Genomic DNA, 13,815 nt, shown 5'->3' with positions numbered 1-13,815 from the left:
AATAACAATCAAAATAATATCGGTGCTTTAACCAAAAAATAATTATACCCAATAAATGTCAAACCCCTGCTGGAGGAAATACTTCGTATTGCTATTGTTTACCTGTTTATCCAGGTGGACAATTGCCCAACAACCAGATTCAGCAAGTCAGGTACATCCTGTTGATACGCCAAATAAATCTGGCTTTGTAACAAGAATCCAAAAAATAGGAACGGACGAAACAATCAGGAGTATCAAAAAGTACAAAGCAGGAAGGATCGGTATAAAGCAGCAATTCCTCCTGGAAGAAATCAGGAATGAGACACAACGTGCAAAAATATACCTGAAGAAAGGCATTGATACCCTCGGGATAAGCAATGATTTAGTACAAACAACAGCCTCGGTTAATATCGTAAATGACGGTGTTTTTGTAAATACAGGAACTTCCCAAACGCAAAGAAACCTTGCCGTATCCTCAGCCATCCTGACTGAACTATTATTCAAGATGACCCAGCAAAAAAATGTGCTGGCTACTTATACAAGGACACTGGTTAGCTTCAGGGATAAAATTGATTCCCTTTCCAGCAATTCAGAACTTTATATTTTCCCTGATGATTCTGTTAATACTATTAAGTATTTTAAAAAGCTATTGGTTGTTGCTAAAGAGATTGGTCCGACTGATACCGCCATGGATCAGGCTTTAGCCAATGTACAGGAACTGCAGAATAAAGTTGAACTGATGGTGTTCTCGCTCAGGTCGTCACTGGAAGATTTGGAAAAGCGCAGAATAGAAATAACGGAACAAACATTAGACCGGGAATTACCAAATATTACCTGGCCGGTACACTATTCGCGCCCATTCGGTGAAATCATACAATTCTCCGTGGATAAAGAAAAACTTGCGCTTAACTTTTATATCAAAGACAATAAAGGTCGTTTGGTTATCCTGGCTTTACTGATCCTTGCACTTGCCTTCTTTATCCGGTCTATTAGAGAGCGAATGATTGAGCAAAATAAGTTAAGGGAAGATTTTAATGGACAATTGGTACTCAGATATCCTATTTTGTCCGCTTTTATACTATGTACGAGTATATTTCAGTTTATTTTCCTGGAACCCCCATTTATCTTCAGCTTTGTTTTATGGCTCCCGGTGGCGATATGCCTGACCTTTGTTTTCAACGGTTTCATTTCAAATTACTGGATGAAATTCTGGTCCATCATAATTTTGCTGTTCTTATTAGCCGGCATTGACAATATTATTCTTCTACAGGCATCCAGAACGGAACGGTGGCTAATGCTGGGTTTAACCATTTCAGGCATGGCTTATGGCATGTATATATTGTTGCAGGGCCACCGGTATGAATTAAAAGAAAAAGGCATTTTATATTTTATAGGATTTGTGGTAATAGTTGAATTTGCAGCAAGCCTTTTAAATATCTACGGACGGTACAACCTGTCAAAAACTTTAATGATCAGCGGATATTCTGGTGTGGTGATTGCTATAATATTCCTTTGGACAGTCCGGCTGATTAATGAGACACTTGCCATTACCGCAATTATCTATAAACATCCGGATAAAAAATTATTTTATATCAATTTTGACAGGATTGGCGACAAGGTCCCTGCAGCATTTTATTTTTTCCTGGTCCTTGGATGGCTTATACTGGTAGGAAGAAATTTTTATGAATTCAAACAAATAGCGCTGCCCTTTAATGACTTCCTGAATACGGAAAGAACATTAGGTGACTATACTTTCACCATTAATGGGTTGTTTATTTTCCTGTTAATCCTGGTTTGCTCAATGCTATTGTCCAGGGTCATCTCCTTTTTCGCTTCTGATGAAGGTGAAATCCAGGAACCGGACAAAAAACCGGGCAAAGTTGGATTGGGTAGCTGGTTATTGCTAATAAGGATAGCTATTATTAGCCTGGGGCTATTCCTGGCATTTGCAGCCTCTGGAATTCCACTCGATAAATTAACCATTATTTTAGGTGCACTGGGAGTAGGAATTGGCCTTGGATTGCAAGGACTTGTAAACAACCTTGTCAGCGGTCTGATCATCGCGTTTGAGAAACCGGTAAATGTCGGGGATGTGATAGAGGTGAATAATAAACCCGGGACAATGAAATCAATTGGGTTCAGAAGCAGTGTGGTGACTATGGCGGATGGTGCTTGTTTAATCATTCCGAATGGTGACCTATTAAGTCAACACCTGATCAATTGGACAATGGGTAAAAACATAAAGCGGCTTGTGGTAACCGTTGGAGTGGCATATGGCTCCGATTTGAATAAGGTGAAACAAATATTAAGTACAATTTTAGAAAAGCATGAAAAAATACTGGATTACCCGGAACCGGTAGTTGTGGCAAAAGAATTTGGTGCAAGTGCAATAGAATTTGAATTGCTTTTTTGGGTTAAAAATATTAAGGAGTCACTACTTTTAAAAAGTGATATTATTTCACAGATAAATGACGTATTCAAATCGGAAGGTATTGTTATACCATACCCTCAGCAGGATGTTCATATCCGGACTGGCTCAACAGCTTCCCCAATTTAAACTCAAACGGGGGATATTTTTAATTTTTCCTTTACTAAAACATTACAGGCCAATAACTTATACCATAAGGGCGGGTATCTTTTTTTTACTACCGAAAAGCTAAAACAGGAAAATTCCAGGTATTGACAGTTGTTAATCGCTCGTGAAGTAAATAAATTTTGTACCCCATACAAAAATCTACAACTAATTTGTTGGGTCCCGTTCAATTCAAAACTATTTATCTGACTAAATTCCCTAACGCCCAATTTAAAAAGCATGATGAATTTAAAAGAAATCAGTAAAAAAATCATCAAAGGCGATTTTAGCAGCCTTCTGGGATTTGGCAATGGGAATAAAAATGTGCACCCTTCAGAAATTGCAAAGATGCTGATGGCTGTGCCCACCGAAACGGCATTTAAAGCGTTTAATTCTTTGCCTTCCGGTACACAAACCAAGGTATTCCCATATGTAGACGTTTTGTTGCAAAAGAAAATTGTAAAAGATTCGCCCAGGTCAAAATCCTCCCTGATATTAAATGAACTAAGTTCAGATGACAGGATCGCATTTTTTTCGCTGATAAAAGGAGTTGAACGTTCTTCGTTATTAGAATTACTAAATGAGAAAAACAAAGACGCGGTCCATGACATTTTAGGTTATCCTGAAAATAGTGTGGCGAGGTTGATAAATACTGAATTTGCCACAATTGACAAGGAAGTCACTATTGCAGAGGCAAGTGAACATCTTAGGAAGTACCATAAAGATACTGAGACAGCAAATGTAATTTATGTAGTGGATAAAGATGGGAGACTGATAGATGACATACCTGTACGTCGCTTTGTTTTAAACGATCCTCAAAAAAAAATAACAGACATCTTGGATGGTTCATGCGTTAGCCTTAAAATGACTGATACAAAAGAGGATGCGGTAATTAAATTTAAAGAATATGACAGGGTCGTATTGCCTGTAACCAATGCTGATAATTTATTATTAGGAGTATTAACTGTTGATGATGTCTTAGATGTAGCAGAACAAAGGGATACAAAGGACATTCAAAAATTTGGTGGTGTTGAAGGATTGGATTATCCATACGTTAAGACTGCCTTTTTCTCACTCATCAAAAAAAGGGCGACCTGGCTCATTGTACTATTTGTTGGAGAGATGCTTACAGCAACAGCAATGGGTTATTTTGATGTTGAAATATCAAAGGCAGTTGTACTGGCATTATTTGTTCCACTGATTATCTCAAGCGGGGGCAACAGCGGCTCACAGGCAGCAACCCTAATTATCAGGGCCATGGCCCTGAAAGAACTAACTATTAAAGACTGGTGGTTCGTAATGCGAAGAGAGATTTTATCCGGACTTACTTTAGGATTTATTTTAGGAACAATTGGATTTATAAGAATTTCAATTTGGCAAAAACTCCATCTGTACAATTATGGCGAAGAATGGTTCTTAGTGGCCGTAACCATTTTCTTTTCCCTGATTGGTATTGTCATGTGGGGAACTCTTAGTGGCTCCATGATTCCGATTGTTTTAAAAAAGTTTAAACTAGACCCCGCCACTTCATCCGCGCCATTAGTGGCAACTCTTGTGGATGTAACAGGGCTGGTCATTTATTTTACAATAGCCGCAGTGATTTTAAAGGGTACAATATTATAATGGCACACCATCACGAACATAACCATAGCGGGCACCATCATGGACCAGTAGAAATTACAGATCTCAATAAGGCATTTGTAATTGGAATTGCATTAAACCTGTCTTACGTATTAATACAGATAGTAATTGGTTTTAAAATTAATTCCCTATCCTTACTTTCTGATGCAGGGCATAATTTCCTTGACGTTGCAGGATTAGCCCTTGCAATGCTGGCCTTTAAATTATCAAAAAGCAAAGCCACGGGAAAATACACTTATGGCTATCGAAAGGCATCAATACTAATTTCCTTACTGAATGCAGTGGTGCTCCTTATTTCAATTGGAGCTATCGCTTATGAAGCACTGCTAAGGTTCAAATATACCCAGGAGTTGCCTGGCAAAACAATTGCTATTATTGCAGCAATTGGGATCGTAATCAACGGAATATCCGCTTTTATGTTTTTTAAGGATAAAGAGACCGACATAAATCTTAAAAGTGCTTTTCTTCATTTAGCATCTGATGCAATAGTTTCATTAGGCATGGTAGTTGGCGGCATTATAATATATTTTACCAAAATTTACTGGATTGATCCTTTACTAAGCATTATAATTTGTTTAGTTATTATAGCAAGTACCTGGAACCTTTTGAAAAACAGCCTTCGACTTTCCATGGATGGAGTACCTGAAAATATCAACATCGACAAACTAAAAGAAATCGCCCTGAAAATCAATGGAGTAATCGATATTCATCATTTACACGTTTGGGCCATAGGTACCACAAGAAATGCGCTGACAGCCCATATTGTTATCGACGAACAAGCAGACATGCGGAAGGCGCAACAAATAAAAGAGCAGCTTAAGCACTTATTCGCGCATGAAAATATTCAACATGTGACATTAGAAACGGAAAGCAAATCATCAGATTGTAATGGGGTTGATTGTTATTAATAGAATAGTACAGAAGATTCATTATTTAATTACACCAAAATCACCCTTAAGCCATTTCCTGTATAAGAATAACCCAATGGGCATAGGTGCCCAAAATGACAAAAACCTGTAGATAAGCGTTACTATTATTGCTGTCCCCAAAGGAATACCAAGACTTACAAAAAAGAAACTCATGCTGCTTTCATAAAGAATGAGGCCACCAGGTAAAAGTGGGATTAAGCAAATAATACGGGCACATATGAAACCAAGCAACACAACAAAAAGCGAAACGTGAATACCCAATCCATAAAATAGCGCAAACAAGGTAAATACATCCGCAGCAACAAGTAGCAACTGAACGAGAAAGTTATTTAATACTGTTATTTTATTGTGCTTCAGGAACTTTGACAGCCTTACATCTTCTTTTGAAATTCCCTGTTGCTGAATCGTCTGGACAATATTTTCAAACAACTTTTTAATATGCTTCATCCTTTTAATCTTTTTATAGATAAACAAAAGGGATTTTTTCCTTCCGGCAAGTGATATCAAGGCTCCAAAAACAAGGTAAATAGCTAATCCTGCAGCAAGTGTGCCAATAAAAACAGTTTGTACCTTATTAAAAAACAGGCAGGCAAACAGTAATAATAAAATTATCGCCTCCATAGCTGCGTAATAAATCAGCAGTTCCGCCAATATCAGGGAAATAATTTGCGCTACCCTAATATTGAGTTTAGAAAGGAAATTGAAAATAAAAGTATTGCCACTTATTTCGGCACTGGGTACGATTTGATTGAAAAACAGGGAAATAACAGAAGCTTTAAGAATATCCAGGAGTTTGGGTAATTGCTTCAATTTTTGAGCACTTAATAATAATCTGTAAATAATGGCAGTGAATAAATAAGTGAGGATTTGGGCAACAACAGCAACAATCAACCAGATTATATCCACCTTACCAAGAAGCCTGATTTCTGTTTTTATTTCCGAAAAATAATACACAACGAACCCAAAAACCATAAGGAAGAAAATAAAAAATAATATCCACGACCTGGATTTCACCCTTCCCTCACGGAAAGTAAATATGTTATTGTTATTTATAACTGACACGGAAATAAATTTAACATTGGCCAACCCCAATCCCAGGTATTACAACTAAATAAATATATAAATTTTCATCTGATCCAATTAATTGCATTTAACAAACCGATTTGTTAGGATTAACCTAAAAAAAATCAATCTGCTGACACTTTATCGAAAAGATATTTTTCGAAAGGACAATGGCATCTTTTTTGTCCTATTTACTATTGGATGATAGATTATCCTATACCATAATTAATCGGGTCTTCCTTCAGCATATCAATGAGGTAACTAATATTGACAAATGAATCTATAATTCTACCCTGCTATATTTTTTTATTTAAGTAACCCAATCAGTCAATTTCAAAACCGTTAATCAATTATCATGAAAACAAAGCTCGCAAAGCTAATTATGCCGGTTATTATTCTTTTGTCTATAACCGTTTTTTATGCCTGCCAGAAAGAAGCATCTGCAGGTAACAATGGTATTGTACCGGCAGGCAAAGCACAACTTTCAGTTTATTTAACAGACGGGCCATATGATTACGAGAATGTAATGGTCGACATTAAAAGTATTGATGTAAAAGTGGACACCTGTCATCACTTTGGAGATAAAGATGATGAAATGGATGGCAACCATGACAGGGAGGTCAAAGATTCTATGGGCCATTGCGATGTATGGACTCCGCTTGATATCCACCCTGGCATATACGATCTTTTGCACTTGAGAAATGGCCTGGATACTTTATTAGGGTCAAGTTTTATTCCGCAGGGTAAAATAAAGCAGATAAAAATTACCCTTGGAAGCAATAACAGCATAATGGCCGACAGCATAGTTGCCCCATTGAAAATAAGGGGTAATAAAGACTATTTTATTATCAATATCCGTAATGAACACCTTGATTCGATTGCACAGAATAACTTTCAGTTAATCCTGGATTTCAACCTGGCTAAGTCGATCCGCTTTGACGATGGCACTTATTGGCTGAAACCGGTTGTAAAACCATTTTGTAAGCGGAATACCGGTGAAATTGAAGGAAAAGTCAGACCCGATAGTGCCTATGGCATGATCACAGCTTTCAACTCTACCGATACTGCCTATGCACTGCCTGACCATGAAAGAGAAGGCGAATTTAAAATCAGGGGATTGAAGGAAGGCACCTATTCCGTTTTGATTGCCGGCAAAAATGGTTACCAGGACAGCACAATCAATGACGTAAAAGTGTATAACAGGAGAGAAACAGAATTAGGAAAAATTATCCTGCACAAATAAATATAACAGGTCATTTTTAGTTCTCCGCAGTTGGACGGGGAATAAATATCCCAAAAAAAAGCAACAGCCCGAAAATTCGGGCTGTTGCTTTTTTTGTGTAAAACATAACCAGCAAATACTTCCAAAATAACTTGCCAGGCATATTTATACCGGCAACAGGTGCTTTTTAGGCTATATAAACAGATATTGCTAAATGCATTCCAATAAAATAACCGATATTAAAACTGGGAATACTGTAACCGATCTATAGGATAAGTGTAAAATAAAGCAGCAATGAATCTTGAGGATGTTAAACCAAAACCATTAGGAGATGTACCAGGCTCCCCGGAAAACATAAAGCTAAAGGACTTCCACCCAATATCAGCCTTCAAAACAACCACAACCACTATTTTACAATCCAGGCACCCTGTAATTGATATGCATGCCCATGCCTGGCAACCCGATACAGACATCCATGAATTGGTAAAAAGGATGGAAGCTGCCAACGTAAAAAAATCTGTTGTGCTCTCTTTCGAAACAGGACCCGGATTTGATGACATCGCAACAAGGTATGCTGACTATCCTGACAAATTTGACATCTGGTGTGGATTTGATTATACTGGCTATGATGAACCAGGCAATCATTGGATAGACCATGCAATTGCAGAACTGGAGCGATGCCAGAAGAAGGGGGCAAAAGGAGTTGGTGAATTAGGAGATAAGGGAATCGGGGAATATTACTCAAGGCCCGTTCCGGGATATGGCATGCACCTGAATGATGAAAGAATGCAACCCCTTTTGAAAAGAAGTGGCGAATTAGGATTGCCTGTCAGCGTACATATTGCAGACCCAATCTGGATGTACCTCCCTATGGACGAACATAATGATGGCTTAATGAATGCTTATAACTGGCGGATAGATACGACCGGGGAAGGGATACTAAACCATGCCCAACTTTTAGATACCCTTGAAGAAGCCGTAAGAAAAAACCCAGGTACTAATTTTATTGCCTGCCATTTAGCGAACTGTTCACACGACCTGGAAATCCTGGGTAATATGCTGGATAACTATCAGAACCTTTATGCAGATATCACTTCACGGCTGAAGGAAATTGCAACTGTACCCCGGTATGCAAAATCATTTATTGAAAAGTACCAGGACAGGCTATTATATGGAAGTGACGCGGGTTATGATCCTAAAAGCACGCTTGATTTTGCAACCAAAATTTACCAGGCAACTTTCAGGTTGCTGGAATCAGCAGATGAGCACATTTATGAACATGACCTTTTCAAATACCACTGGCCTTTATATGGCCTTCAGCTTTCTGACAGTATCCTTAATAAGCTATACCAGGGAAATGCCATGAAATTAATGAACCAATAAACAGGGCACAACCACTGGCCAATTTTAATTGATCGGGTAAAAAAAGTATCATGAAAATAAAGTTTCAATTTTTTCTGGCACTAAAACTGATTTGCTTTGTCTGTTCAAGCGGTTATGCGGCACAGCTACCCTACCCTTTTAAAATTTTGCCCCAACCACAAAAAGTGGACTTACTGAATGGAAAAGGGCTTAAGCCAGGTAACCTTGTGAGCATCTTACTCAAAGGAGATAGTAAACTACCGGTTATAGGTACCCTGCTATCTCAACTCCCTGTTGGAAAATCTGCAGGCAAAGGAACAGTTGCCCTTATCCTTAATAAAACAATAGCATCCCTCCCTTCTGAAGAAGGCTATATCCTTGCAATTACCAGGGACCGTATAGAAATAACAGCTAAAGGCGAAGCCGGGTTATTCTATGGCTGCCAGTCACTGGAGCAATTACTGGAAGATGCAAGGGATAATAATATACCGCTGCCAAGCTGCAGTATAACTGATTTTCCTGCACTCAGTTACCGTGCTGTTCATTTTGATGTGAAACACCACCTGGATCACATGAATTACTATTATGAAAGCATTGACAGGTTAGCGCGGTATAAAATCAATGCAATAGTATTTGAATTTGAAGATAAACTCCGCTACCAACTGCAGCCCCTTGTTGGCGCGCCGCAGTCTATCAGCCTCGATGAAATGTCGGCCCTCACAAAATATGCCCGCGAAAGGTATATTGAAATCACCCCGCTTGTGCAGGGACTGGGTCATGCTACATTTATCCTGAAACATGAGCAATATGCCGGTCTCAGGGAATTGCCCTGGAACCACTGGGCCTTTTGCCCTTTGAATGAAGGCACTTACCAGGTACTGTTCGACCTTTACCGGGATGCCATCAAAGCAACACCGGGATCAAAATACCTGCATATTGGCGGTGATGAGATTGGTAATATCGGGTTATGCCCCCGATGTAAACCCACTGCAGATAAAGAAGGTATGATGAGCCTTAATTTATATTGGCTGAAAAGGGTTTGTGAATTCGCAAAAGAAAATAACCGGATTCCTATCTTCTGGGATGACATGCCACTGCAACATGCCGGCTTGTACAAAACAACCTGGAGTGATGAGGTTACAGCTGCTGAGGCTACTGAAGCCTGGAAGAAAGGCATTGCAACCCTCGACAGCCTGCAGCAGGATTTTCCAAAAAACTGTGTGTATATGCGCTGGAACTATTCCATGGCCAGGCAACCCGGAAATATCCTCGCCCTTGACTGGTACAGGCAACACAAATTACAGGCGATGGTCGCAACAGCTACAAATGCCGAAGGTGGCATGCTGTTCCAGGCAGATGAAAGGAATAAAGGTGCGGCATCATCGGGTATAGTTTCCATAAGGAGTTTTATACAAATGGCGGCAGAAAAAAACATATCCGGTATGCTTTGCACAGCATGGGATGATAAATCACCCCATATGGAAAATTACTGGCGGGGTTTTATTGCAGCAGCTGAATACAGCTGGTCGCCAAATGGCCGCAGCCTTGAAGGGTTTGATGAGGCCTGGCTGCAAAGGGAGTTCGGTTTATCCCTGCCAGGCTATACCACATTAAATGAACAACTGAGAGCGGGCTCATTATTATGGTATGAGGCCTTATACAAAAAAGGAAGTCTATTCGATGATGAAAATGCCCTGCAGAGCATGAAGCAGGTAGAGCACTGGCTGCCTCCGTCAGAAGGACAGGAAAATAAACAATTTGACTATACTTCTAAACTGATTGAATTGCCAGATAAGAAATCACCGGGTTTATGGAGCGAAAAGTATAGCGACAAACTCAGCCGCGCCGAATCAGCATTAAAAAACTACCCTGAACTTTCACAAAAACTGGAAGACCTGCAAAATAATTCCAGGCGGAATAAATACTACTGGAAGCTTGCCGGTTCATTATACAAATTCCAAACCGAAACTCCCCGCTTATTAATAGCATTAAAACATTACGACAGTAAAGATTTAGCAGAACATAATGCCGGGATTGCAGAAGTAAAAAAGGCATTGATTGCATCACACCTTGCCTGGACAGAACTAGAGGAAGTATATACCCAAACCCGTTTCATAGCCAATCCTGCCAATTATTTACCTGACAGGTATTTCCATTTGGCCAGCCAGCGGGAAGATTTAACCTGGATGATCCAGGCACAGGAATTATATGAAAGAATGATTGTAAATAATTTACAATAAACCATGCCATCAGAAAAAATTACCATAGGGCAATATAAAGTTGCCGCCACAGGCTTCCTGAGTTTGTTCTCTATAATTGGTATTATGTTTTATGGCCTACCCTTCTTTTTTGATTTTTGGGTTAACGATTTTGGATGGAACCGGGCCACCGTTACTTCAGGAAATATATTCGGGAAAATCATCATCGGCCCCTTGTTTGGTTTCGCTGCAGGATGGATCGTTGATCGCTTTGGACCGAAACGGTTGATGCTGTTTGGTATTGTCATTTCCGGGCTTGCGGTAATTGGCTTAAGCAAAATGCATTCGCTGTTTGAATTCTATTCCCTGTATATGCTGATGGTGTTGGGATATATGTGCGGCGGTCCATTACCCAACCAGGTGATGACGTCAAGGTGGTTCAACAATTCAAGGGGCAAGGCAATGGGCTTTTCTTACCTGGGCGTAGGAATTGGCGGCATGCTGGTTCCGCAAATTGCGAAATGGCTCAACAAGCAAATGGACTGGCGCTTATCCCTGGTTGTCCTTGGGATATTGATGCTTGTTGTTGCTTTACCGATGGCCTTATTCGTAAAGGAAAATCCTGGCGATGTTATTAAAGCTGCAAAGGCAGGTGAACCCACAATTCCTTTTTCCGCCATTTTAAAAAACAAGTCCTTCTACTTCCTGGCCCTTGGCAGCATGTGTTCTATTGGTGCGATTACAGGTGTAAGCCAGAACCTGAAATTATTCTTTAGCCTCGATTTACATTATTCGCAGGGACAGGCTGCGAACGTGGTTTCCGGTATCCTGGGTGCCAGTATCATTGGCCGTTTGCTGATGGGGTGGCTGGCTGACCGTTATCCTAAAAAACATGTAATGATGCTGATTTACATGCTGAACACTTTATCCATACTGTTACTATATTTTGTGGATACTCCCGGCCTTGTGTATTTTTTCGTTCTGGTTTTCGGCATATCCATTGGTGGTGATTACATGATTATTCCTTTGATGGCTGCTGAATTATTCGGCATAAAAGTAATGGGCCGGGTAATGGGACTAATACTAACAGTTGATGGATTAGCTGAAGCATTTGGTCCTGTATTAGCAGGATGGCTTCGTGACAGGAATGGCAGTTATGCTATCGGTTTTACTGCTTTAATTCTACTGTCGGTCATTGGCACTTTAGCCATCTGGATGCTTCCGGGCAAAAAGTTGCTGAATCGGTAAACCAGTCTTTAGCCTTAGATGTATGACGCTATTTTTTTGTGAGCAGCCATCCATTTGATTTCATCCATTCAAAAATTGAGCCCATCCATTTCTCCGTAGGTATGCTTAGTACAAAGCCATGGTCACCCTTCGGATACAGGTGCATTTCTGCCGGTACATGGTGATGCAAAAGAGCTTTATAAAAAACTATACTGTTGTCAACCACCACCACTCTATCATCACCTGTATGTGTAATCCAGGTTGGCGGGGTATTATCTGTTACCTGCAATTCACTGGAGAAATATTTTATTTTCTCCGGTGAAGGATTATCACCCAGTAAATTTTCCCTGGAACCCATATGTGCCAGGCTGTCGGTTAAACTGATAACCGCATATACCAGAATCATAAAATCCGGACGAAGGCTTGTTTTTTCAGGATTCGGTATAAAGGAAGAGTCGAAATGAGTACCAGCTGTTGATGCAAGATGGCCTCCTGCAGAAAATCCCATGATACCAATTTTATGGGTATCTACACCCCATTCAGCAGCTCTTTGCCTTACAAGTTTAACAGCTTGCTGCGCATCCTGCAATGGGCCAATACTTTTATCCTGCATTATGGAGTCTGAAGGCAGGCGGTATTTTAAGATGAATGCAGCAACACCATGGCTGATAAAGGTTTTGGCGATATTGATCCCTTCTTTCTGGTAACTTGACATACCATATCCGCCACCCGGGCAGATTACTACAGCAGCACCATTGCCCTTTCCCTTTGCAGGCAGGTAAATTTCCAGTGTCGGATAGGAAATACTTTGGTAGCCACCAAACTTACCCTCCCAATACAATGTGGTTTCCTTCATATTGTAAGGAATAGAATTAGGTATGGCTTTGTCGTATAAAGGGATAATTTTTTGGGCTGCCAGTTCCAGCGAGCCCACTATTAAAACTGCAAGGAATAGTAAACTTCTTTTCATGCCAATAAATATACAAATAGAATCCAACCCGGGCGACTGTTAATAAGGTATATCAGAAATAACCCTATGCTTTCCATGATTTATCGCATCTTCTTTCCGTTTCATCTCATTTGTCAATAACCAGTGAAACAGGTATGTACATTTGTTATGCAATTGATTCAGAAAATAAATTTCATTACCATAAAAACAGAAAAAATGAAAAAGAAAATATTCACCATCATAACCATTTTTACACTTTTGGCAACAAGTTCATTCGCTTATAGTGATGGTATTGACAAAAATGTACTTAATAATTTTTCATCAAAATTCGCAAATGCTACAGATGTCACCTGGGAAAAAATAAATACCTATTACAAAGCTTCGTTCTGGATGAACGGATTAGCATTGAATGCTGTCTTTGCTAAGGATGGGCATATAATTGCAGTTACCCGAAATATCATTTCTACTGAGCTTCCCACCCAGCTCCATGAATCATTAGGAAATAACTTTCCAAACTACTGGATAACTGATTTGTTTCAATACACAACCCATGGTGAAACAAAATATTATGTAACTATTGAAAATAGTGATGAGAAAGAGATCCTTGAAAGTATTGGTTCAATTGAATGGTCAGTATTTAAGAAAATAACAAAATAGCTTCGCTAAAGTAGAAA

Annotated in this window: 10 protein-coding genes; 8 read left to right on the top strand and 2 right to left on the bottom strand. The window is 39.5% G+C overall.

What is annotated here, in order from left to right; genetic code table 11:
• Positions 1–55: 55 nt before the first annotated feature.
• From LAQ65_RS00765 to LAQ65_RS00755, 3 genes are all read left to right on the top strand, one after another.
• The gene (locus tag LAQ65_RS00765; RefSeq protein WP_224115019.1) at positions 56–2,536 is read left to right on the top strand and encodes a mechanosensitive ion channel family protein; all 2,481 of its coding nucleotides are present in this window, start codon (positions 56–58) and stop codon (positions 2,534–2,536) included.
• A gap of 255 nt (positions 2,537–2,791) precedes the next feature.
• Positions 2,792–4,174: a magnesium transporter gene (gene mgtE, locus LAQ65_RS00760; protein ID WP_224115018.1), complete on the top strand. Its 1,383-nt coding sequence runs from the start codon at positions 2,792–2,794 to the stop codon at positions 4,172–4,174.
• On the top strand, positions 4,174–5,100 hold the full coding sequence (locus tag LAQ65_RS00755; protein ID WP_224115017.1) for a cation diffusion facilitator family transporter: 927 nt from the start codon (positions 4,174–4,176) through the stop codon (positions 5,098–5,100). The genes mgtE and LAQ65_RS00755 overlap by 1 nt, the downstream gene beginning before the upstream one ends.
• Before the next feature lie 21 nt (positions 5,101–5,121).
• On the opposite strand, the gene LAQ65_RS00750 is transcribed toward LAQ65_RS00755, so the two are convergent.
• Positions 5,122–6,183: a lysylphosphatidylglycerol synthase transmembrane domain-containing protein gene (locus LAQ65_RS00750; RefSeq protein WP_224115016.1), complete on the bottom strand. Its 1,062-nt coding sequence runs from the start codon at positions 6,181–6,183 to the stop codon at positions 5,122–5,124.
• Positions 6,184–6,538: 355 nt separating this feature from the next.
• On the opposite strand from LAQ65_RS00750, the gene LAQ65_RS00745 reads away from it, so the two are divergent.
• From LAQ65_RS00745 to LAQ65_RS00730, 4 genes are all read left to right on the top strand, one after another.
• Entirely contained in the window at positions 6,539–7,426 is an 888-nt protein-coding gene (locus tag LAQ65_RS00745; protein WP_224115015.1) for a DUF4382 domain-containing protein, read from the top strand.
• A 273-nt stretch (positions 7,427–7,699) separates the two neighbouring features.
• Positions 7,700–8,788 carry an amidohydrolase family protein gene (locus LAQ65_RS00740; RefSeq protein ID WP_224115014.1) on the top strand — a complete coding sequence of 363 codons (1,089 nt, stop codon included), beginning with the start codon at positions 7,700–7,702 and terminating at the stop codon, positions 8,786–8,788.
• Between the two features lie 50 nt (positions 8,789–8,838).
• Positions 8,839–11,007: a family 20 glycosylhydrolase gene (locus LAQ65_RS00735; RefSeq protein ID WP_224115013.1), complete on the top strand. Its 2,169-nt coding sequence runs from the start codon at positions 8,839–8,841 to the stop codon at positions 11,005–11,007.
• Between the two features lie 3 nt (positions 11,008–11,010).
• Entirely contained in the window at positions 11,011–12,213 is a 1,203-nt protein-coding gene (locus tag LAQ65_RS00730; RefSeq protein WP_224115012.1) for an MFS transporter, read from the top strand.
• A 28-nt stretch (positions 12,214–12,241) separates the two neighbouring features.
• Here LAQ65_RS00730 and LAQ65_RS00725 read toward each other — a convergent pair whose 3' ends face one another.
• Positions 12,242–13,162, bottom strand: coding sequence for an alpha/beta hydrolase (locus LAQ65_RS00725; protein WP_224115011.1), 921 nt, complete (start codon positions 13,160–13,162; stop codon positions 12,242–12,244).
• Positions 13,163–13,357: 195 nt separating this feature from the next.
• On the opposite strand from LAQ65_RS00725, the gene LAQ65_RS00720 reads away from it, so the two are divergent.
• The gene (locus LAQ65_RS00720) at positions 13,358–13,798 is read left to right on the top strand and encodes a hypothetical protein (RefSeq protein ID WP_224115010.1); all 441 of its coding nucleotides are present in this window, start codon (positions 13,358–13,360) and stop codon (positions 13,796–13,798) included.
• The last annotated feature ends 17 nt before the right edge of the window (positions 13,799–13,815 follow it).

Origin of the sequence: Flavihumibacter profundi (assembly GCF_020076305.1) — a bacterium.
GTDB classification, from domain to species: Bacteria; Bacteroidota; Bacteroidia; order Chitinophagales; family Chitinophagaceae; genus Flavihumibacter; species Flavihumibacter profundi.
The sequence above is the reverse complement of the archived record's forward strand: the minus strand, read 5'-3'. Positions and strand labels throughout refer to the sequence as shown.